The organism is Moritella yayanosii, from assembly GCF_900465055.1.
Classification (GTDB): domain Bacteria; phylum Pseudomonadota; class Gammaproteobacteria; order Enterobacterales; family Moritellaceae; genus Moritella; species Moritella yayanosii.
The window spans coordinates 35,824-58,109 of sequence record NZ_LS483250.1 but is presented as its reverse complement, the minus strand read 5'-3'; the positions used below and the strand labels follow the sequence as shown (position 1 = coordinate 58,109).

The following is a 22,286-nucleotide window of genomic DNA, read 5'->3' as shown; positions in this document are numbered from 1 at the left end:
GATTGGACGTGGCATCGGCCAAGTCCAACAAGCGATTTGAGCCTTGCAAAGAACGCAAAGCACAAATACTAAGACGTTAAATGGCAAGAGGTATTTCAAATGTCACAGAATAAAAATTCGGGTGCTGCTGCTAATAAATGGGGCAGAGAAACAGCAAGATCCATTGCATCAAAAATAGGTGCAACGATGATTTCAAAGGCAAGCAATGAGTGTAATCATAACGGGTGTAAAGCCGTAATTAAATGTGCAAAAGTAGCGACTGATAGTGTTGGTGTTACTTATAAAATGCTTGAGCGACTTGACTATATAATTGGTGCCTTCCAGTCTGAAAATGGCACATTTGAACTTTTCCAATTATCTTCAAGCTATTTTGAAAATGACATGCGAGCAACCGCTTCATTAGGCTCTGCAAGTGGTAAAGTCGGTATTGTAAGAAAAACAACATTCGAAAGTAAAGGCCAAAATATGGGGTTAATTACTTTGTAAGTTTGCCATTTAACAAGTCAATTTAAACGGAACTAAAACAGTTTGCCATGTTTCGTTCCTCAACAAGTTTGGCAAACAATTTTAGTCCGCTTAATATGGGCGTTATACATTCTTGGAGCATCATGGCAAAACGGACATCTATCCCTAAAAAGGTAAAAGAGGTGCTACGATCAGAAGTCGGCTTTGGCTGTCCTGTTCGGGATTGTGGTAATCCATATTTGGAATATCATCATTTTGATCCCCCTGTACATATTACTCCTCATAATAACCCCGAGGGGATGATTGCGTTATGTGCTCAACACCACAAAAAAGCGGATGGATATGCTTATACCAATGAGCAATTGCATGCATTCAAGAATAATAAGGTTCACTCTAAAAGTGTACAAGGAAATCTAGACTGGTTACGAAGAGATTTATTGTCGATAGTTGGAGGGAATTTATTTTACGAAACACCGATAGCAGTTCAAATTGATGGTCATAATGTCGTATCGTTCAAACGAGATAGTGATGGTTATCAAAGGTTGAGTATTTGTATGCTTTCCTTATTACCCGAAGAGCGGGTAATAATCGAAGAAAACTCTTGGGAAAATATTGGTAATCCATTAGATCTCAGATCTCCACCACAAGGTAAAGAGCTGGAAGTTAGTTACCATAACGGTGACTATCTATATTTAAAATTTTCAGAAATACGCGATGAACTCGAACTCCAAAAAAAGTTCAATATTTCACCTGACGTTAGTGTTGAGTTTAAGTTTCCAATTACCGTTGTCGAAATTAATTTTGCGGTTGGTGGTACAAACATTAACTTTTCATCTAAAGGCACTCAAGCTTTTGGTATTAGTGCTAAACAGTGTGTAATAAGTCATTGTGGTGTCGGCTTTAGCTTGAATTCAGGGATAGCATGGCAACAAAATCCAAAGTGGAAATTGGAGAACAAATATGAACTGAGAGCAGGAAATGTTATTAAAGTAGCATTTGGTAAATGAATGTATAACAAATAAGAATAGGTGTCGCGCAGCCGACACCTTATTCGGGTGTTGAACAAGCCCGAGCCCTTCTTTATATAGTAAATAACGTGTTTGATCTTGGTGGGTACTTCGCCTTGGGCTAAACCCAAGGCGAGCGAAATTGAGATAAATAACAGAACCGTTATTTATCAATGAACTAGTCAATTTTAATCATAAATTTAATCTCTCCAACCTGTAACGTTAACGCCATTATGCCTATTATGTTACGCCTTTCAGCTAGATCGTTCGCGAGATGCCAACGCATTTCATTTCATGCTGGCAGCAAGGACAAATACGGATTGCTTTCGCAGTTATCGTTGCGACGAATTCAGGCATTTTCCAATTGAACAGATGCAGCAATATTGCTTGGATACGCACACGTAACCGCTTGGCATTACCGTGTAAAAACCCATAATCCCGCACTCGCTGTAATCCTTTGGGGAGCACATGTTGCAAGATAAGCCAGAGAAATTGTAACGTTGGTAAGGCTCTGGTTTTCGTTGCTTGAGTTTGCCCGTCTTTATATTTGAAGGTCACGGAATTATGGCTTGTGTCGATGATGTCTTTATCGGGCAATACGCCCCGATACAAATAGCGCGATAAATATTGCAATGCAGGCAGACCGTAACCGACTTTTCGGCAATCAACCACCCATTTAGTGGGTAATGTGTCGGTGTTAGCCAGTGATAAATCAGCGTGCTGATTGATAGCATCAAGCATCCTTGCTCGCCAGACTTTAGCTAGTGCAAAGGCATTAAACAGATAATTACGCTTGCCTTTATGCCATTGGTTTCGGGTTTTATTGTAGCTGCCACTGGCGACAATAATGTGCAGGTGAGGATGTAAATTTCGTTGCCGGCTGTGAGTATGTAAAACGGTGGTAAAGCCGATTTCACCGCCGTGTTTACGCCTGGCAAAGTCTTTTAATATTGAAGCCGCGACTGAGAACATGGATTGATAAAGCGCTTTGGGCTGACTGCAAGCCAAGGGCCTGAGTTCACTGGGTAAAGTGAACGTAACCATGAAGTAATGCACGGGCAGTAGTTTCGATTGTTGGCGCATAAGCCAATCGGAGGTGGTGCGCTGCTGGCATTGCGGACAATGCCGATGGCCGCAGGACAGTGGCAAACGGTCATCATGTTGGCAATGAGAACAAATCCATTGCGAACAACCTTGTTGCCCCGTTTTGCAACTTAACATGGCGTAGATGGCGCGGCGACTGTCGTGAGAAAGTTGATTACCAAATTGCCGTTCAAACTCGTCATGATGAATGCGCAATAAATCAATAAATGTACTCATGCCAAGCTCCAATCTAACGCTAACTTGTCAGCAAGCTGATTAATGGCAACGGCCGCATCACGTTGTTTCAATTGCGTGAGTTGAGTATATCTAGCGGTAGTATTAAGGCTGGCATGACCGAGTAACACTTGCAGTGAGCGTAAATCCAATCCGCCTTCGAGTAAATGCGTAGCAAAGCAATGTCGGAGTGAATGCGGGCTGACGAGTTTATTAATATGACAGTCACGTAATACTTGTTTGATGGCTTTTTGAATGCCGCCTTTATCCATCGGCGAATTCATGCCATTACCGAGTCCAGGGAAAATAAGTCGCGCGTGATGGTGCGTTTGCCAGTGGCAACGCAGAGCATGTAGCGTACGTTTTGGCAGCGGTACTAATCTATCTTTGCCACCCTTAGCATCACGGATATGAACCTGCATGGTTTGGCTATCAATATCATGAACGGTAAGGTTTAAGCCTTCGCTTAATCGCAGGCCCATGCTGTAAAGGGTGAGAAAGAACACTTGATAGCGCTGTTTCTTCGTCGCACTTATCATTTTGCTTATTTGCGCTGGCGTCAAGATATCGGGCAGACGTTTAACTTGCGGCGGTTTGACAATACTTAGCCATTCCCATTGTTTGTCGAGGGTGTAGCGGTAGAAAAACTGTAAGCCATTACGGTCGATTTTAACGGTGCTCCAAGAGTGGGTCTGGATCAGGCTGTTGAAATAGTCTTTTAAATTGGCAGTAGTTAATCCATCGGGAGATTTATCAAAATAAGTAGAAATGCGTCGAACCGCACGAGAATAGGCATCAATGGTCGCTGGTCGTTTACCTTGCAGCCTTAGATTGATAAGATGTTGTTCATAAAGAAAATTAAATCGTTGCTGTTGTGAATGATTCATACTGATAGCTCCAATAAGGCACCACCATAATGGTGATGCTATTGGTTAGTATGAACGCTGGCTTGTTTACTCCGCCGCGCAGCGGCTTCGTTCAACAAGCAACTCAACGCGGATTCGAATTACAGTCACGTGTTTTGCAAAAGCACGCAAAACCCGCGCCAGCAATCCTCACCAGTTAGTTGGGCGTGAAGTGCTAAAGGGTTGAAATTAAATTAATTATCCCCATTAATATTATAACTATCAATGTTGGTAGTTGAAAACTAGATGGATGTTAGAATGAGTGATAATTTAAAGCGTAAAGGTCCTGAAGACCCAAAAAAAATCAACCTTAATCAATCTTGGGAAATTACCTATTGGACAGGAGCTTTATCAATTTCGGAAGCTAAGTTGCGCGAAGCTGTTGCCGCAGTGGGTGTTATGGTTGTTGATGTTAGAGCTTGGTTGAATAACTAAGTTTCTATCTGCGGCATGGTGTTTCAATCTATGCCGCACTTAACAAGTCAAGCCAGTCGGACTGCTAACACTGTCGCATTTTTTGCAATAAACACGCAAAAACAGCGCCAGCACGCAGCCGCTGCTTGAGGCGTTATGTGCTTAAAGGAGTTTCTGTGAAAATCGAATTAGATTCAATTAAACATGTATATGAACTTGCCAAACAAGTACATTTCAGTGGTATGCCACGTGGTGAAGCGATCAAAACCTCGATTGAAAATGGTTGGATGGGTAAAGGATCGACTCAAGACTATATACAAAACTTCAAATATTTAATGAATGGCTTTGTTTATAAAAGAACTATGAATTTAGCTGGTACTGAATTTTTCCTCCGTCAAATACTTAACGATTTTGGAATGGCATCATTCACCAAATCATTACGTTTAGTCTCTGAACATGTGACTTATTACAACTCACTTGGTCATGGTCGCCAAGTCCAAACTCAAAAGCTCGTTGAGGATTTAATTATAGAGTTCTCAATAAATATTGATGAGCATATCTTTCCAGATGAAATTGATGATGCATCAATTGTTGAGGGTGCAAAAACCAAAGTGTTAGTCAATACATACGAACGAAGCCGAAAGGCTCGCTCTTTATGTATTGAGCATTATGGTGTTTCTTGTTTTGTATGTGATTTTAATTTTGAAAATACTTATGGTTCTATTGGTACTGGATTTATTCATGTTCACCATATTTTAGATATAGCCGAAATTGGTAAAGAGTATATTGTTGAGCCAATTAAAGATCTAAGACCTGTTTGTCCTAATTGCCATTCAATGTTGCACAGAACAAAACCAGCTCTTTCAATTAGCGCTTTAAAAAAACAATTAGGTTTATCGTAATCAGCACATAACATATAAGAATAGGTGTCGCGCAGCCGACACCTTATTCGGGTGTTGAACAAGCCCGAGCCCTTCTTTATATAGTAAATAACGTGTTTGATCTTGGTGGGTACTTCGCCTTGGGCTAAACCCAAGGCGAGCGAAATTGAGATAAATAACAGAACCGTTATTTATCAATGAACTAGTCAATTTTAATCATAAATTTAATCTCTCCAACCTGTAACGTTAACGCCATTATGCCTATTATGTTACGCCTTTCGGCTAGGCCGTTCGCGTGATGCCCACGCATTTCATTTCATGCTGGCAGCAGGGACAAATCCGGATTGCTTTCGCAGTTATCGTTGCGACGAGTTCAGGCATTTTCCAATTGAACAAATGCAGCAATATTGCTTGGATACGCACACGTAACCGCTTGGCATTACCGTGTAAAAACCCATAATCCCGCACTCGCTGTAATCCTTTGGGGAGCACATGTTGCAAGATAAGCCAGAGAAATTGTAACGTTGGTAAGGCTCTGGTTTTCGTTGCTTGAGTTTGCCCGTCTTTATATTTGAAGGTCACGGAATTATGGCTTGTGTCGATGATGTCTTTATCGGGTAACACACCGCGATACAAATAGCGTGACAGGTATTGCAATGCAGGCAGACCGTAACCGACTTTTCGGCAATCAACCACCCATTTAGTCGGTAATGTGTCGGTGTTAGCCAGTGCAAAGGCATTAAACAGATAATTACGCTTGCCTTTATGCCATTGGTTGCGCGTTTTATTGTAGCTGCCACTGGCGACAATAATGTGCAGATGAGGATGTAAATTACGTTGCCGGCTGTGAGTATGTAAAACAGTGGTGAATCCAATTTCACCGCCGTGTTTGCGCCTAGCAAAGTCTTTTAATATTGATGCCGCGACCGATAACATGGATTGATAAAGCGCTTTGGGCTGACTGCGAGCCAAGGGCCTGAGTTCACTGGGTAAAGTGAACGTAACCATGAAGTAATGCACGGGCAGACGTTTAACTTGCGGAGGTTTGACAATACTTAGCCATTCCCATTGTTTGTCGAGGGTGTAGCGGTAGAAAAACGGCAAGCCATTACGGTCGATTTTAACGGTGCTCCAAGAGTGGGTCTGGATCAGGCTGTTGAAATAGTCTTTTAAGTTGGCAGTAGTTAATCCATCGGGAGATTTATCAAAATAAGCGGAAATGCGTCGAACCGCACGAGAATAGGCATCAATGGTCGCTGGTCGTTTACCTTTGCAGCCTTAGATTGATAAGATGTTGTTCATAAAGAAAATTAAATCGTTGCTGTTGTGAATGATTCATACTGATAGCTCCAATAAGGCACCACCATAATGGTGATGCTATTGGTTAGTATGAACGCTGGCTTGTTTACTCCGCCGCGCAGCGGCTTCGTTCAACAAGGCAATTTAAACGGACAAATTACAGTTGGTTTTTGCTCCTGCGTCGCTTATTTTAACCAACTATTTTTTGCCCATTATTTGGGCGTTAGTTTTTACTCTTGAAATTCTTCCATGTTTCGGCGTGGCTGACTCTCATCAATAACTATAGAAATTCGATCCATAAACTAAGGAAAGTAATAATGAAAAAGATAATAGCATCAGTTGGTAATAAAGGTAAAAATAATTTATTAGACGTTAAAGTGGTGCAAGGTTTGCTCAACCAACACAAATTAGTTGGTTTTCCAATTATTTTAAAGATCGATGGAAAATCAGGACCAAACACGGTTAAACGAATAGAAGCTTTCCAAAAGAATGTTTTAAAAATGATTCGTCCTGACGGTTTAGTTGACGCTAATGGAAAAACCTTCAAACATTTGGTTGCGATTAAAGTTGGGACGAAATCGAGTATTTCTATGTTCTTTGGCCAAAAAGGTATTAACCTTTTAAAGTCGATTGAAGAATTGGCAACTAGTCCTTATGACGACCAAACAGGTAAAGATATAACAGTCTGGATAGAAGGCGCTACTATAGGTTACGGACACTTGATTGCTAAATCTGATTGGTCAAAATACAAAGATGGTTTGACGGAGACTGAAGCCCTTTCATTATTTAAAGGAGATCTAAGCCCTTTTGTAAACACCATAAAAAACAAAGTGAAGGTTAGTGTTACTCAAAATGAATTCGATGCAATGGTTATACTGGCTTTTAATATAGGTCAAACTGGTTTCTCTAGTTCATCTGTTTTGAAAATGGTGAATGATCCATTGACAACAACGTCTTACACTACACTAGAAAAAGCTTGGAAAGCGTGGGATAAATCTCAAGGAAAAGTTAGTCGAGGCTTAACTAACAGAAGGCAAGCAGAGTGGAATATATATAATAAAGGAGTTTATGCAAAATGGTAAAAAGAAAACAGGGTACTGCTTATAGATGTATCATCGGGTGCTTTTTGACAATAGGCTTGGTTGTAGGGGCATACGCGATCGATAATCCTGAAGCACCAGACTTGATTGGTGAGTTTGAAAAACGAGAAATCATTTATTTAACGGATATTGATAACCCACAAAATAGTACGAGAGACTTTTTGGTTGCCTATGATAATTACCTAACCTTTTTAGATGAGGAGTTGAATAAAGCTTCTGAGATACTTAGTTCAAAATTGCCAGAAGCAAGAAAGTCAGAGTTGATTGCAGCACAAAAGTATTGGATAAATTATCGTGATGCTGAGTTTGAGTTAATTAAAAACACTTGGACTCGCAAAGAATTTGGCAGCTCTGCAGGCGTTTCGCGTGGTGATTATCGAACTAGTATAGTCAAAGATCGTGTTATTCAATTATTGCATTATGTAAAGAATTTTTAGCCTTGGGTATTTTATACTTGGTGAAGTTTTAGTTTACACGTTTCAAAAAACTAACAAATAAGAATAGGTGTCGCGCAGCCGACACCTTCTTCGGGTGTTGAACAAGCCCGAGCCCTTCTTTATATAGTAAATAACGTGTTTGATCTTGGTGGGTACTTTGCCTTGGGCTAAACCCAAGGCGAGCGAAATTGAGATAAATAACAGGACCGTTATTTATCAATGAACTAGTCAATTTTAATCTCTCCAACCTGTAACGTTAACGCCATTATGCCTATTATGTTACGCCTTTCGGCTAGGCCGTTCGCGTGATGCCCACGCACTTCATTTCATGCTGACAGCAGGGACAAATACGGATTTCTTTACTTGAATACGCAGTTGTGAGTAACGGCATTTTCCAATTGAACAGATGCAGCAATATTGCTTGGGTTAGTTGCTCATCCAAGTCCGGTGACATTATAACGTTGTGGTGTTATAGTGTTGTTATTGATTAAATGGAGTCATCACTATGAGTAACTTATCTAAACGTTCGACTGTTTATTTTGAACCAAAGATACATCAAGCTTTAAAAATGCGCGCAGCCTCAGCACACCTATCTGTTTCAGAGCTAATAGATGAAGCTGTTCGCTTACTAATGCGTGAAGACCAAGAAGATTTAGCTGCTGTATCAGAAAGAATCAATGAATCTGAAATATCTTATGAAGATTTGCTAAATGATTTGAAGTCGCATGGCAAAATATAAAATCACATTTAAAAAGTCAGTAGCTAAAGATTTACGAGTTATACCTAAAAACGATATAAAAAAGATATTAGGTAAAATTGACATTTTATCTGAGAATCCGCGAGGTGAAGGTTGTATAAAGTTATCAGGCAAAGAAATCTATAGAGTTCGACAGGGCTTATATCGAATAATTTACGAGATAAAAGATGGTTTACTTATTGTAAATGTTGTAAAAGTCGCCCATAGATCACATGTGTATAAAAGCAACTAACAAATAAGAATAGGTGTCGCGCAGCCGACACCTTATTCGGGTGTTGAACAAGCCCTATCCCTTCTTTATATAGTAAATAACGTGTTTGATCTTGGTGGGTACTTCGCCTTGGGCTAAACCCAAGGCGAGCGAAATTGAGATAAATAACAGAACCGTTATTTATCAATGAACTAGTCAATTTTAATCATAAATTTAATCTCTCCAACCTGTAACGTTAACGCCATTATGCCTATTATGTTACGCCTTTCGGCTAGGCCGTTCGCGTGATGCCCACGCATTTCATTTCATGCTGGCAGCAGGGACAAATCCGGATTGCTTTCGCAGTTATCGTTGCGACGAGTTCAGGCATTTTCCAATTGAACAAATGCAGCAATATTGCTTGGATACGCACACGTAACCGCTTGGCATTACCGTGTAAAAACCCATAATCCCGCACTCGCTGTAATCCTTTTGGGAGCACATGTTGCAAGATAAGCCAGAGAAATTGTAACGTTGGTAAGGCTCTGGTTTTCGTTGCTTGAGTTTTCCCGTCTTTATATTTGAAGGTCACCGTATTATGGCTTGTGTCGATGATGTCTTTGTCGGGCAACACACATATCTTGTAGTGATTCTTTTATACCCTAATAAAAAGCGGATATAACCAAAGGCTATATCCGCTTTTTATTAGCAACAGCAGTTAACTAGATAGCCACCATCAAACTAATAGCGATATAATTATTCAGCGTCAGTCGTTTTTTCTTTTTTAACCACCGCAATACTTAGCTCTTCAAGCGACGCAGGGTTTGCTTCACTTGGTGCTGATGTTAATAAACATGCCGCCGTTGTTGTTTTCGGGAATGCGATAACGTCACGGATATTATCGGTACCTGTTAGTAGCATAGTTAGACGGTCTAAACCGAATGCTAAACCAGCATGTGGTGGCGTACCGTATTTAAGTGCTTCAAGTAAGAAACCAAACTTGTCTTGTTGCTCTTTATCTTCGATACCTAAGATTTCAAATACCGCTTTTTGCATTTCACCTTTATGAATACGTACCGAACCACCACCAACTTCATAGCCATTGATAACCATGTCGTAAGCATCCGAAATAGCGTTCGCAGGGTTGGCGAGTAACTCTGCAGCGTTAACGTCCATTGGCGCTGTGAATGGATGGTGAACCGCGTTTAGGTTACCTTCTTCATCTTCTTCAAACATTGGGAAGTCAACAACCCAAAGCGGTTTCCATTCGTTTGAAGTTAGTTCTAAATCAACACCAACTTTCAGACGTAAAGCACCAAGTGCTTCGGTGACAACTTTGTTGGTATCAGCACCAAAGAAAATGATATCGCCATCTTTCGCGTTAGTACGCTCAAGTAATGCCGTGATCACGTCAGCGCTTAAGAACTTAGCGACTGGTGATTGTACGCCTTCAGCACCCGCTGCAACGTCCTTCACTTTCATCCATGCCATGCCTTTCGCGCCATAGATACCCACAAATTTAGTGTAGTCGTCAATTTGCTTACGAGACAGTTTAGCGCCGCCAGTAACACATAATACCGCAACACGACCTTTCGGGTTGTTAGCAGGTTCTGCGAATACTTTAAATTCCACATCTTTTAGAATGTCTGCAACGTCGATAAGCTCTAATGGATTACGTAGATCGGGTTTATCTGAACCAAAACGACGCATTGCTTCAGCATAAGTCATGCTTGGGAACGCTGGTAATTCAACGTCTAAGATCTCTTTCCACATGTGGGTAATTAAGCTTTCAGTCACTTCACGCACTTGTGCTGCTGTCATGAATGAAGTTTCGATATCGATTTGGGTAAATTCAGGCTGACGGTCAGCACGTAAATCTTCATCACGGAAACATTTAACTATTTGGTAATAACGATCAAAACCAGACATCATCAACAGTTGCTTAAATAACTGTGGTGATTGTGGCAATGCAAAAAATTGACCTTTGTGAGTACGGCTTGGTACTAGGTAATCACGTGCACCTTCTGGCGTTGCTTTTGTTAGTACTGGCGTTTCAATATCAAGGAAACCATGGTCATCCATAAAACGACGTACAAGGCTACTTACTTTAGCACGCGTCTTAAGACGGTTGCTCATTTCAGGACGACGTAAATCGAGGAAACGGTATTTTAGACGTTGTTCTTCAGTATTGGTTTGGTTGAAATCAAGTGGCAGGATGTCTGCTTTATTGAACACTTCAAGTTCTAAACCTGAGACTTCAACCCCGCCCGTTGCCATGTCTTTGTTTACTTGGCGTTCGTCACGCGCACGCACCGTACCGGTGATTTTCACGCAAAACTCTTGACGTAGTTGGCTAGCACGTTCGAAAACATCGGCTAAATCTGGATCATAAACAACTTGCACAATACCTTCACGATCACGTAAATCGATAAAAATAACACCGCCTAAATCACGACGACGATTAACCCAACCACACAATACAACCTGCTGGCCGATATGTGTTTCATTTACTTGTCCGCAATACACTGTGCGCATTTGTATAATCCTACTAAATCGATGGATCGGGTAACTACTCTTAGCTACCCTCAAAAAATTACCGTTATTGTAATAGAAATTAGCACCGCAACCAATAGTTATACTAAAACAACTTCAAGTTATCCCAAAACTACTTACCGTTATCGCCAAACGGCGTAAGAACCCCCTTCCCCACTCACCCTCCAATTGTCCCTTGCTGGTTAAATAACCGTTATTTTATTAACAAAAAAGTCATTTTTAGCGATGAAAAAACCAACACGACAGCGAAACAAGTAAATTATTCCGTCTATATGTGGTTTAGATAGAGACAAAGTCGGTCATTTTAACTAAAATATGTCGCCTTATTTTGCTAATTTTTATTGCAGGTCATAACAATGCAACAACGCGATCAGATTTTCTCAGCCCCGTTAGATCAAATTGGTGATTTCACCTTTGACGAACGTGTCGCTGAAGTCTTTCCAGATATGATTAAACGTTCTGTACCCGGTTACTCTAATATCATTTCTGCGATTGGCATGATGACCGCACGTTATGCCCAAGATAATACCCAGCTGTATGATTTAGGTTGTTCACTTGGTGCTGCAACCATGGCCATGCGCCGTAACGTGCAAGCAAGCAACTGCAATATTGTTGCGATTGATAATTCACAAGCAATGTTAGAGCGTTGCGAACGCCACCTATCTGCTTATAAAAGTAATACCCCAGTGCAAGTGCTGTGTGATGATATTTGTGCGGCCAAGATTAACAACGCCTCAATTGTGGTATTGAACTTTACCCTGCAATTTATTCCACCAGCCAAGCGCCAAGCCCTATTGACCAAAATTTATGATGGGCTAGTCCCCGGTGGTATTCTTATCTTGTCAGAAAAGTTTTGTTTTAGTGATGATAAGATCAATGATCTACTGATCAATTTACACGAAGATTTTAAACGTGCGAATGGCTATAGCGAATTAGAAATTAGTCAGAAACGTAGCGCGATTGAAGATGTGATGCGTCCAGACAGCATTGAAACCCATTTGAACCGTTTTAAAGAGATTGGCTTTAGCAGCGCAAATTCTTGGTTCCAATGTTTTAACTTTGGCTCTATGGTTGCCATTAAATAGCACCATAAATCGCATTAATTTAAAGCAGTAACATTAATTAAAAGTAATATAGGTTACCCATGATCGACTTTTCAAATTTTTACCAGATAATTGCGAAAAACAAATTACACCATTGGCTTTACACGTTACCAGCACAAATGCACGAATGGGAGCGCGAACACAAGCATGGTTTTTTACCGCGCTGGGAAAAAGTATTAAAAAAACTACCAAAAGTCGAAACCAAACACATCAATATCACTGACAAATTCGAAGTTGGTATTCCGGGTGAATTAAGCGAAAGCGATCTGCGTAAAACAGAGAACCTGTTACAAAAATTCCACCCTTGGCGTAAAGGCCCGTTCCACATTCATGGCATTCATATCGATACCGAATGGCGCAGTGATTGGAAATGGGAACGTCTACGCGAGTTTATCTCACCGTTAAAATACCGTTATGTGCTTGATGTGGGTTGCGGCAGCGGCTACCACATGTGGCGTATGCTCGGTGATGGTGCCGAGTTTGTCGTTGGTATCGACCCAAGCCAATTATTCTTAGTGCAATTTGAAGCGATACGTCATTTTGCTAATAATGACCAACGCGTGCATTTATTGCCACTTGGTATTCAAGAATTACCTAAACTGCGCGCATTCGACACGGTTTTCTCTATGGGTGTCCTGTACCATCGCAAATCGCCAATTGATCACATTGAACAGCTTAAAAACCAACTGCGTGATGGCGGTGAATTAGTACTCGAAACATTAGTCGTTGATGGTGACGAACAAGCGGTACTTGTGCCTGGCGATCGCTATGCTCAAATGCGTAATGTTTGGTTCTTACCAAGCTGCGCGGCATTAAAACTCTGGGTTGAAAAACTGGGTTTTGAAAATGTCCGTATCGTCGATGTGTCTGATACCAGCATTGAAGAACAACGTGCAACACCGTGGATGCGAAACGAATCATTAGTTGATTTTCTTGATCCTAACGATCACCGTAAAACAATTGAAGGCTATCCAGCACCCAAGCGTGCCGTATTAATTGCCACTAAACCTTACGCAGAAAAGCTAGACGAATAACGCGATATCCAGCACCTGAAAGGGTGCTTAGAGAAGGATAAGAGAATAGGTTATGCATATTGTCAATGAGTTAAGATTAGAAATGGATACGTTGAAACCACCCCGTCAATTAATTATCGGCATCATGTTTAGCATCCTGCTGTCAGGCTGCGCGAGTGTTGAGCAATTTCTCAATCAGGGTGAAACATCAGCGCAAATACTGCAATTACAGATTGAGCAACAAAACCAGAAAATCGAACTAATAGTTGAGCAGCAAAAAACAATTTTGGCTGAATTACAAAAACAGCCTGCATTATTTGTCCTGCAACAACATATTGCGCAGCTAGCTAACAAGCTCGAAGACTATGTGCAATTACGTCAACAAGTGATCAGCAATAGCCAGCTTATCGCGAGTTATCAGCCTGATAAGCCAACCAACAATATCGAGCATCTTCCCCTTGTACAATCGACTGAAGCAATAGCGCCAATTGATAAATTAATCATCGGCTCTGAAGAACTCATATTACTCAGTAATCTGCCAGAAAAGTATAAGGCCCGTATTGATACTGGCGCGACCATATCATCACTTAATGCGACTGATATTGTCGAGTTTGAGCGTGATGGGATAAAATGGGTGCGTTTTAACTTCAGCCAAGCGATCAACAATGAAACGCAAATTATCGAAGCTAAAGTTGCTCGCACTATTTTGATCCGCCAGGCCAACAACAGCGAACCCACACGCCGCCCTATTATCGAATTACCCGTACAACTTGGCGACATGAAAATGCTGACAGAGTTTACGCTTACCGACCGCAGTCACATGGAATTTCCGGTATTACTTGGCCGAACATTCTTAAAAGACATCGTCGTGGTTGATGTTGCTCGCACTTACACAGTAACCGAATCCATCACCCAGTAATGTACATAGAGTGCAACGTTAAGCTTGCACTCTATACCATTAACTCAATACGACACCCTGCCCAGTATCTTGTGTAGAAACAAATAATACTCAGTGATAAATATCTAACTATGGTATTAGATATATTTCGCATATCTAATAAGTAATAATGTCATTATCTTATGACTAGCATCTTAAAAACAATTATAATCTATGCAATAACATTGTTTTTACGATGGATATTCATGCTTTTAAAATAAAAACCAGTATTACTTTAAATAAATATATAATTTATATCTTATATGGAGAGATGACGGAACTATTTACCAACTTTAGTGAACTACCCCCTCTTTTCATCTGTTTACAAGGCCAATACCTAATGAAAAATACAAACATATTACAAACATCAAAGATAGCTATTGCGGGTGTACTTAGCCTTGTATTTTTAAATGGCTGTGCGACAACACAAAATGAAGCCAATACTGCCATTGTGGTACAACAGCAAGCACAAATAGAAACCATCTTGCAGCAGCAGCAACAAATATTAACCACATTGCAATCACAACCAGATAAGTTCAGCGAGCAAGATAAAGCGATCGCAAAATTAACCGCGCAACTTGACGATTTAAGTACCACCACACAGGTTAAAAAGGCAGCGCCCATCGTGATACCAGTAACGCCTCAAGCCAGCAATGACTACACCCACAAAGTAATTCTTGGCCAAGAAGAGTGGGTATGGTTTGAAGCATTGCAAACCAATTTTAAGTCACGGGTTGATACAGGTGCTACGACATCGTCTTTAAATGCAACAGAGATCGTTAAATTTGAACGCGATGGCAAAGACTGGGTCAAATTTAATTTATCACACAAAGATAATAGCGCAGTATTCCCTATGGAAGCAGCAGTCGTGCGCACCATTAAGATCCGTCAAACTAACGCGGCCGACGCATTGCGACGTTATGTCGTGAGCTTACCTATCGAACTTGGCGATATTAACACTGAAACCGAGTTTACCTTGGCCGATCGTAGTCGTATGATCTTCCCTATACTATTAGGCCGTACCTTCTTAAAAGATATTGCCATTGTCGATGTCGCTCAAGAATACACGCAACCTAAAAAACAAGCGACTGCTAATAAAAAACAACCTACATCCACTAAAAAAGGGGCTAACTAATCATGCCGTCTAAGATCCAATTTCGCATCTTTGTTGCGTTACTTTTCCTGCTCGGTGTTGGCAGTATTGCACAACGCCATTACAGTGGAGAGATCCCTTGGTTTCCCGGTGACACCTATTCAACCTGGATGATTGAAGCGAAAGTTGAGTTTACTGCACAAGGTGACGCAGTGAATGTATCCTTCGCCACACCGTCGACACAGTCTAACTTCACCGTGTTAAGCCAAACTGCTGCATCGCCGGGTTATGGCTTATCCTTTATCGATAATCGCGCACAATGGACCATTCGTAGCGCACAGGGCAAGCAAGATCTATACTATAAAGTGAATGTTCTAACTAATGATATCCCATTAGATGTGATTAATGAGCAAGACATTACCATTAATAAAACCACCTGGTTACCACCCTATGATATAGCTGCAGAACAACTTGTTAACAGTGCGATGGCAACAAGCGCCGATGCTTTTTCATATAGCCGTGAATTACTCAAGTTACTGTCTGGAGATGATTTAGGCCAAAATGCGAAATTAATGCTGCAAGAAAATAACAAATCAGCATTATTTGTCGCATTGCTCAATGACGCTAATATCCCCGCCTTACTGGTTAAAGGTCTGTATCTTGAAGACGGTCGTCGTCAACAACAACTGCAACCATTTGTACTGGTATTCGGCGAAGATGACACCCGTTTAATTGACGTCAAATTAGGCCAGATCGCCGACGCGAAAAACCTGCTGCTTTGGGAACAAAATGGCGAACCAACATTAGATCTCATCGGGGGTACAAATTCACGGGTTAGTTTCTCTATTATTCAACAAACCCAACCTGTTATGCAGGTACTAAAAGAAAAATTCAATGAGACTAACCTGTCCAATTTTAGTATCTACAGCCTACCACTCGAAGAACAAGCGTTATTCAAAGGCATCTTACTCATTCCATTAGGGGTGATGATTGTGGTGCTAATGCGTATTCTGATTGGACTACGCACTTCTGGTACCTTTATGCCAGTATTAATCGCCATGGCATTTGTACAAACCAGTTTAGTGACCGGTTTAATTGGTTTTACCCTTATTGTCGGTATTGGTTTAGTGATCCGCTCGTACCTGTCGCGATTAAATCTACTATTAGTATCGCGAATATCCGTGGTGATCATTACCGTTATCGCCATTATTTCATTGTTCTCCGTTTTATCGTACAAGATTGGACTTACAGAAGGACTTAAAATTACCTTCTTCCCGATGATCATTCTATCTTGGACCATAGAACGTATGTCCATTCTGTGGGAAGAAGAAGGCCCGAAAGAAGTATTTGTACAAGGTGGTGGCAGCTTGTTTGTGGCCGTGCTTGTGTATCTCACCATTAGTAATGAACTATTACGCTACTGGGCATTCAACTTCCTTGGTCTACAACTTATTATTATGGCAGTCATCTTAATGTTAGGGACTTATACTGGCTACCGTCTACTCGAACTACGCCGCTTTAAAGATATGCAGGGTGATTAATCATGACATTTTCGTTTTTTAAAGAATTCGCGATGCCGAGTAAGTTAAAACAACAAGGTATTCTGGGGATGAATCAGCGCAATAATATGTACATATCGCGCTACAACCCCAGAAAACTGTTTCCATTAGTGGATAACAAATTAAAAACCAAAGAAATAGCCGAAGAGGCCAATCTCAGCACCCCTGAACTGATTGGCGTGGTTGATAATCAACACGCCGTAAAATCTGTTAATAAACTTATCGAAAGTCTTAGTGGCTTTGTCATCAAACCGGCAAAAGGCTCTGGTGGTAAAGGTATTTTAGTGATCACTAAAGTGGAAGATGGTCGCTATTATAAACCCAGCGGCAGTGAATGCTCGCTCGATGATATTGAACGTCATTGCACGAATATTTTAGCTGGTCTATTCTCACTCGGTGGAGGCATCGATGTTGCTATTGTTGAAGCGCTTATTATATTTGATGATAGCTTTGAGGGTTATAGCTTTGAAGGGGTGCCAGATATACGTGTGATTGTATTTAAAGGTATCCCGATGATGGCCATGATGCGGTTATCAACATCCATGTCGGATGGTAAAGCTAATTTACACCAAGGCGCGGTCGGTGTGGGCATAGACATCACCACAGGCGTAGCGCTCAACGCCGTGCAACATGACGAAATTGTCACCCACCATCCTGATACACAAAAAGAATTAGCCATGTTAAAAGTACCGCATTGGGAAGAAGTTATTCGTTTAGCGGCTCAATGTTATGATATTTCAGGCTTAGGTTATTTAGGTGCCGATGTGGTGTTAGATCAGCATCATGGTCCTATGCTATTAGAGCTTAACGCACGTCCAGGGCTGGCTATTCAAATCGCCAATGGCATGGGGTTGCTACCAAGGTTACAACAAATTGAAGCGGCGAATACCGATAGTATGGATCTAGACCAGCGTCTTGCTTATTGTAAACAACACTTCGGCTAGATCGCTATACAAGCATCAGTATAAAGGCATACAGATTCATCTTGTATGCCTTTATACTGAACTATTCAAAAATCGAAACCATTTAGGCCAATAAATGACGTAAATTCATTTCAAAAATCATTTTTTCTGCAGTACAAGTAAAGCTCAATGTTACTAGATAAGAATGCTCATCTTGCGCAGTAAAGGTAATCGTTACTGCTTCATCGAATTGTTCATCAACATAAGCCTCAAGCTCACTGCGTTTTGCATCTACTGCAAGTTGCGAGTCAAATGTAATAGAGAAAGATAGATCGGTATCATCAGGGTGAATAATGCTGCCAATTTCAGCAAACGCACCACAGCAATCTTTAATATCAGTATTGTTATCATTCGACATAATTATTCTACCTATTGATTAAAATTCACGATTAACATCAACAATAGTACCACTAAAGTATAGGTTGTAAAAATAAAAAACCGCTTACACCAAAGCATAAGCGGTTTTTATACTCACATCTTGATCTTTAGCTAATCTGAATCAATTCGCCAAACTACAATAAAGAATAATTAAATAGCAATGCCAGCTGACGCTTTGCTCATTGCTTTCAGTTCTTGATCCATAATAAATAGACCGTGACCATTATCAACACCAACACGGCGGATTTGGCTAACGATACCATTAAATAATGCTTCTTCTTCTGTTTGCTCTTCCATCAAGGTATTTAGATGAGCCACAGATTGAAAATCTCTTAGTTCATGCGCTAAGCCAAGAATTTCAGAAATAGATTCCGTGATCATCACTTCATGATCCAAGGCTTTGTTAAACACATCAAGTAGATCTGAAAATTCAGATTCTGCCGCAGGAATCGTGTCCATTAATGGCTGAATACCACGGTCGATCATATAACGGAATAACAACTGTGCATGTTGCTGCTCTTCCGCGGCGTGCGTATAAAAGAAATCGCCTGCGCCAATAAAATCAGATGCATAGCAAAAAGATGCCATGCTGCGGTAAAGATGCGATGCAGTAAACTCTTTTGTCATTTGTTGGTTAAGCGCTGTCGCCATAACCTTAGATAATTTCGGCATAGTAAAACTTCCTCTAATAAACAGATCAGGCAATGCTACCTTAATGGCTCTAACATTAACAATAACTTTGTTAATTTACGTCTTTTTTTTTAAATTCAGCATGTTACGACCCTATAAATGAGTCTTAATCGCATTGAAATAAAATTACAAAAAAAGTGCTTTTTACATATTTATGACCGACTTAACACTATTATGAAAATATAATACGTAATATTACTACAATTGATTTAGATCAATTTGTAATCCTTACAATTATCTATACTTAAATCAAAGTTATTCACTAAGAGGTAACCCTTAGTAAATAACTTTTAGATTTCAAATTAGTTTTAAGGATAGATTATGACTGTCAAGAATATTGAAACACTCAACGCAATGGTTGCCAAAGTCAAAACCGCGCAACAAGAATTTGCCACCTTCAATCAACAACAAGTTGATAAAATTTTCCGCGCTGCAGCCCTTGCAGCATCTACAGCACGTATCCCACTAGCACAAATGGCTGTTGAAGAATCTGGCATGGGTATATTAGAAGATAAAGTAATTAAAAACCACTTTGCATCTGAATACATCTACAACAAATATAAAGATTCCCTCACGTGCGGAATTATTGAAGAAGATAACGAATTTGGCACCATTACCATTGCCGAGCCAGTTGGTATCATCTGCGGTATCGTACCAACGACTAACCCAACTTCAACGGCTATTTTTAAAGCGTTAATTTCACTTAAAACACGTAATGGTATCATCTTCTCGCCACATCCACGTGCAAAAAATGCAACCAACACAGCCGCTAAAATTGTCTTAGATGCCGCAGTTGCAGCAGGCGCACCACAACATATCATTGGTTGGATTGATGAACCATCAGTTGAGTTATCACATTCATTGATGCATCACAATGACATTGACCTTATTCTTGCCACTGGTGGTCCGGGCATGGTTAAAGCCGCTTACTCGTCAGGTAAACCAGCCATTGGTGTTGGCGCAGGTAATACGCCTATTGTGATTGATGAAACAGCAGACATTAAACGTGCCGTATCTTCAATCTTAATGTCAAAAACATTCGATAACGGTGTGGTATGTGCTTCAGAACAAGCAGTTATTGTTGTTGATGACGTCTATGACGCAGTAAAAGCGCGTTTCATCACACACGGCGGTTACATCTTAACGAAGAAAGAAGCCGATAAAGTACGTGCAATCGTACTAATTAACGGCAACATGAATCCTGCGATTGTGGGTCAATCTGCCATTAAGATTGCAGAAATGGCAGGGGTTACTGTGCCTCCTTTCACAAAAGTATTGATTGGTGAAGGTCCAGAAGTACACGTAGATGATGCATTCGCTCACGAAAAACTATCGCCAACATTAGGTATGTTCCGCGCTCGTGATTACAATCACGCTGTCGAGCAAGCTATCACTATGATTGAGATTGGCGGTATCGGTCATACATCTGGTCTCTATACAGATCAAGATGCCAACGAAGATCGTATCAAAGACTTCGGCGATAAAATGAAAACGGCACGTATCCTGATTAACCAACCAAGTTCACAAGGTGGTATCGGTGATTTATATAACTTCGGTTTAGCACCATCCCTCACGTTAGGTTGTGGTTCTTGGGGTGGTAACTCTATCTCAGAAAACGTGGGTCCTAAGCACCTCCTCAATAAGAAAATTATTGCAAAGCGAGCTGAAAATATGTTGTGGCATAAACTACCTGAATCAATTTACTTCCGCCGTGGTTCATTACCAATTGCGATGGATGATCTTGTTGGTAAAAAACGTGCTTGTATCGTTACCGATAAGTTCCTATTCAACAACGGTTATGTTAACGACTTAGTTTCAATCCTAAAAAGAAAAGGCATCGATACTGAAGTATTCTACGACGTAGAAGCAGATCCAACGCTTGCAATCGTGAAAAAAGGTGTTGCCGTGATGAACAGCTTCCAACCGGATGTGATCATTGCCTTTGGTGGCGGTTCACCAATGGATGCAGCGAAGATCATGTGGGTAATGTACGAACATCCAGAAGTACACTTCGAAGATCTTGCCATGCGTTTTATGGATATCCGTAAACGTATTTACAAGTTCCCTAAAATGGGCATAAAAGCCATGATGGTTGCGGTAACGACAACATCTGGCACTGGTTCTGAAGTAACACCATTTGCGGTAGTGACTGATGAAGTAACGGGTAAAAAATACCCAATTGCTGACTATCAACTAACGCCAAACATGGCGGTTATCGATGCTAACTTAGTGATGAATATGCCAAAATCATTAACTGGATTTGGTGGTTATGATGCGGTAACACATGCGTTAGAAGCTTATGTCTCTATACTACAAAACGAATACTCTGATGGCCAAGCATTACAAGCGCTTAAACTATTAAAAGAGTATTTACCAAGTTCTTACAAAAATGGTGCTAAAGACCCAATCGCACGTGAAAAAGTACACAACGCGGCCACTATTGCGGGTATCGCCTTTGCCAATGCTTTCTTGGGTGTGTGTCACTCAATGGCACACAAACTAGGTGCTGAATTCCATATTCCACACGGCTTAGCAAATGCACTACTTATCACTAACGTTATTCGTTATAACGCCACTAATATGCCAACCAAACAAGCGGCATTCTCACAATACGACCGTCCGACAGCACGTGCTCGTTATGCTGAAGTTGCTGAGCACTTGGGCTTCCGTGAAGGTAACACCGCGGACAAGGTTAACGCACTACTAAACTGGTTAGACGAACTTAAAACCGATTTAAATATTCCTAAATCAATTCAAGCAGCTGGCGTAAACGAAGCTGATTTCCTTGCTAAAGTTGATCAACTAGCGATTGAAGCATTCGATGACCAATGTACTGGTGCTAACCCTCGTTATCCACTAATTAGCGAGCTAAAAGCACTATTACTTGCTTCTTACTACGGTACTGATTACAAAGAAAGTTATGAACTAGAAAAACAACCGACTAAGAAAGTAGCGGTGGTTAAATAGTCGTAAATAGTATTGATGATTGCTATCGTTCAATAAGCGAATAGCAATCACCTACAAAGGGTGGGGGATGTGGATTTTTTAATCCATATTTCACACCCTTTATTATGTATTGAATAATAATATCCCCTGAATACCTCGAAAAGTTTAATTTAGTCCAGCGCAGCAATTTATATTTCCCCAGCTAGTATTCAAGAACGGTCAAATATCATAGATAACAGCTGCTGTTAATCTATGATATTGTTACACTCTTGTCTTTAAT

At 40.7% G+C, this 22,286-nt stretch carries 21 protein-coding genes and 2 pseudogenes; 15 read left to right on the top strand and 8 right to left on the bottom strand.

The window, feature by feature from the left end; genetic code table 11:
- The first annotated feature begins 99 nt into the window (after positions 1 to 99).
- Positions 100 to 486 carry a hypothetical protein gene (locus MORIYA_RS00250; protein WP_112711684.1) on the top strand — a complete coding sequence of 129 codons (387 nt, stop codon included), beginning with the start codon at positions 100 to 102 and terminating at the stop codon, positions 484 to 486.
- Positions 487 to 608: 122 nt separating this feature from the next.
- Positions 609 to 1,472, top strand: coding sequence for an HNH endonuclease (locus MORIYA_RS00245; protein WP_112711682.1), 864 nt, complete (start codon positions 609 to 611; stop codon positions 1,470 to 1,472).
- 258 nt (positions 1,473 to 1,730) lie between these two features.
- On the opposite strand, the gene MORIYA_RS00240 is transcribed toward MORIYA_RS00245, so the two are convergent.
- Entirely contained in the window at positions 1,731 to 2,792 is a 1,062-nt protein-coding gene (locus MORIYA_RS00240) for an IS91 family transposase (protein ID WP_112711680.1), read from the bottom strand.
- Complete coding sequence (locus MORIYA_RS00235) at positions 2,789 to 3,676, bottom strand: site-specific integrase (protein ID WP_112711678.1); 888 nt, start codon at positions 3,674 to 3,676, stop codon at positions 2,789 to 2,791. Before MORIYA_RS00235 ends, MORIYA_RS00240 begins: the two co-directional genes overlap by 4 nt.
- A gap of 276 nt (positions 3,677 to 3,952) precedes the next feature.
- On the opposite strand from MORIYA_RS00235, the gene MORIYA_RS00230 reads away from it, so the two are divergent.
- Both MORIYA_RS00230 and MORIYA_RS00225 read left to right on the top strand, forming a co-directional pair.
- A complete protein-coding gene (locus MORIYA_RS00230) occupies positions 3,953 to 4,129 on the top strand; it encodes a DUF3606 domain-containing protein (protein WP_112711676.1) in 177 nt (58 codons plus the stop codon).
- 155 nt (positions 4,130 to 4,284) lie between these two features.
- Positions 4,285 to 5,010 (top strand): HNH endonuclease, encoded by a 726-nt coding sequence (locus MORIYA_RS00225; protein WP_197713337.1) that lies wholly within the window; start codon positions 4,285 to 4,287, stop codon positions 5,008 to 5,010.
- A 261-nt stretch (positions 5,011 to 5,271) separates the two neighbouring features.
- Here the strand turns inward: MORIYA_RS00225 and MORIYA_RS00220 are convergent, their stop codons facing one another.
- Positions 5,272 to 6,210 (bottom strand): transposase, encoded by a 939-nt coding sequence (locus tag MORIYA_RS00220; RefSeq protein WP_232011705.1) that lies wholly within the window; start codon positions 6,208 to 6,210, stop codon positions 5,272 to 5,274.
- 395 nt (positions 6,211 to 6,605) lie between these two features.
- Between MORIYA_RS00220 and MORIYA_RS00215 the strand changes: the two genes are divergently transcribed.
- Positions 6,606 to 7,370 carry a glycoside hydrolase family protein gene (locus MORIYA_RS00215; protein ID WP_197713336.1) on the top strand — a complete coding sequence of 255 codons (765 nt, stop codon included), beginning with the start codon at positions 6,606 to 6,608 and terminating at the stop codon, positions 7,368 to 7,370.
- Positions 7,364 to 7,825, top strand: coding sequence for a lysozyme inhibitor LprI family protein (locus tag MORIYA_RS00210; protein ID WP_112711674.1), 462 nt, complete (start codon positions 7,364 to 7,366; stop codon positions 7,823 to 7,825). The genes MORIYA_RS00215 and MORIYA_RS00210 overlap by 7 nt, the downstream gene beginning before the upstream one ends.
- A gap of 292 nt (positions 7,826 to 8,117) precedes the next feature.
- Here MORIYA_RS00210 and MORIYA_RS21880 read toward each other — a convergent pair.
- Positions 8,118 to 8,249: pseudogene (locus tag MORIYA_RS21880) on the bottom strand (IS91 family transposase); the annotation flags it as partial.
- An 81-nt stretch (positions 8,250 to 8,330) separates the two neighbouring features.
- Here MORIYA_RS21880 and MORIYA_RS00200 point away from each other — a divergent pair.
- Positions 8,331 to 8,564 carry a ribbon-helix-helix domain-containing protein gene (locus tag MORIYA_RS00200; protein WP_112711672.1) on the top strand — a complete coding sequence of 78 codons (234 nt, stop codon included), beginning with the start codon at positions 8,331 to 8,333 and terminating at the stop codon, positions 8,562 to 8,564.
- Positions 8,551 to 8,814: a type II toxin-antitoxin system RelE family toxin gene (locus tag MORIYA_RS00195; protein ID WP_112711670.1), complete on the top strand. Its 264-nt coding sequence runs from the start codon at positions 8,551 to 8,553 to the stop codon at positions 8,812 to 8,814. Before MORIYA_RS00200 ends, MORIYA_RS00195 begins: the two co-directional genes overlap by 14 nt.
- A gap of 250 nt (positions 8,815 to 9,064) precedes the next feature.
- Here MORIYA_RS00195 and MORIYA_RS00190 read toward each other — a convergent pair.
- Together MORIYA_RS00190 and aspS are read right to left on the bottom strand one after the other, a co-directional pair.
- Positions 9,065 to 9,406, bottom strand: a pseudogene (locus tag MORIYA_RS00190) (transposase); the annotation flags it as partial.
- A 122-nt stretch (positions 9,407 to 9,528) separates the two neighbouring features.
- Positions 9,529 to 11,307 carry an aspartate--tRNA ligase gene (aspS, locus tag MORIYA_RS00185; RefSeq protein WP_112711668.1) on the bottom strand — a complete coding sequence of 593 codons (1,779 nt, stop codon included), beginning with the start codon at positions 11,305 to 11,307 and terminating at the stop codon, positions 9,529 to 9,531.
- A gap of 374 nt (positions 11,308 to 11,681) precedes the next feature.
- Between aspS and cmoA the strand changes: the two genes are divergently transcribed.
- The 6 genes from cmoA to MORIYA_RS00155 all read left to right on the top strand — a co-directional run bounded on the left by cmoA (position 11,682) and on the right by MORIYA_RS00155 (position 17,974).
- Positions 11,682 to 12,410, top strand: a complete 729-nt coding sequence (gene cmoA / locus MORIYA_RS00180) for a carboxy-S-adenosyl-L-methionine synthase CmoA (RefSeq protein ID WP_112711666.1) — start codon at positions 11,682 to 11,684, stop codon at positions 12,408 to 12,410.
- A 59-nt stretch (positions 12,411 to 12,469) separates the two neighbouring features.
- Complete coding sequence (cmoB, locus tag MORIYA_RS00175; protein ID WP_112711664.1) at positions 12,470 to 13,462, top strand: tRNA 5-methoxyuridine(34)/uridine 5-oxyacetic acid(34) synthase CmoB; 993 nt, start codon at positions 12,470 to 12,472, stop codon at positions 13,460 to 13,462.
- A gap of 52 nt (positions 13,463 to 13,514) precedes the next feature.
- Entirely contained in the window at positions 13,515 to 14,360 is an 846-nt protein-coding gene (locus MORIYA_RS00170) for an ATP-dependent zinc protease family protein (RefSeq protein WP_232011435.1), read from the top strand.
- 358 nt (positions 14,361 to 14,718) lie between these two features.
- Positions 14,719 to 15,513, top strand: a complete 795-nt coding sequence (locus MORIYA_RS00165) for an ATP-dependent zinc protease family protein (RefSeq protein WP_112711662.1) — start codon at positions 14,719 to 14,721, stop codon at positions 15,511 to 15,513.
- Positions 15,514 to 15,515: 2 nt separating this feature from the next.
- The gene (locus MORIYA_RS00160) at positions 15,516 to 17,012 is read left to right on the top strand and encodes an inactive transglutaminase family protein (protein ID WP_112711660.1); all 1,497 of its coding nucleotides are present in this window, start codon (positions 15,516 to 15,518) and stop codon (positions 17,010 to 17,012) included.
- Between the two features lie 2 nt (positions 17,013 to 17,014).
- Positions 17,015 to 17,974 (top strand): alpha-L-glutamate ligase-like protein, encoded by a 960-nt coding sequence (locus tag MORIYA_RS00155; RefSeq protein ID WP_197713335.1) that lies wholly within the window; start codon positions 17,015 to 17,017, stop codon positions 17,972 to 17,974.
- Positions 17,975 to 18,056: 82 nt separating this feature from the next.
- On the opposite strand, the gene MORIYA_RS00150 is transcribed toward MORIYA_RS00155, so the two are convergent.
- The gene (locus MORIYA_RS00150) at positions 18,057 to 18,350 is read right to left on the bottom strand and encodes a DUF406 family protein (RefSeq protein WP_112711656.1); all 294 of its coding nucleotides are present in this window, start codon (positions 18,348 to 18,350) and stop codon (positions 18,057 to 18,059) included.
- A 170-nt stretch (positions 18,351 to 18,520) separates the two neighbouring features.
- Complete coding sequence (locus MORIYA_RS00145; protein WP_112711654.1) at positions 18,521 to 19,042, bottom strand: ferritin; 522 nt, start codon at positions 19,040 to 19,042, stop codon at positions 18,521 to 18,523.
- A 339-nt stretch (positions 19,043 to 19,381) separates the two neighbouring features.
- Here MORIYA_RS00145 and adhE point away from each other — a divergent pair, with 339 nt between their 5' ends.
- Entirely contained in the window at positions 19,382 to 22,027 is a 2,646-nt protein-coding gene (gene adhE / locus MORIYA_RS00140) for a bifunctional acetaldehyde-CoA/alcohol dehydrogenase (protein ID WP_112711652.1), read from the top strand.
- The last annotated feature ends 259 nt before the right edge of the window (positions 22,028 to 22,286 follow it).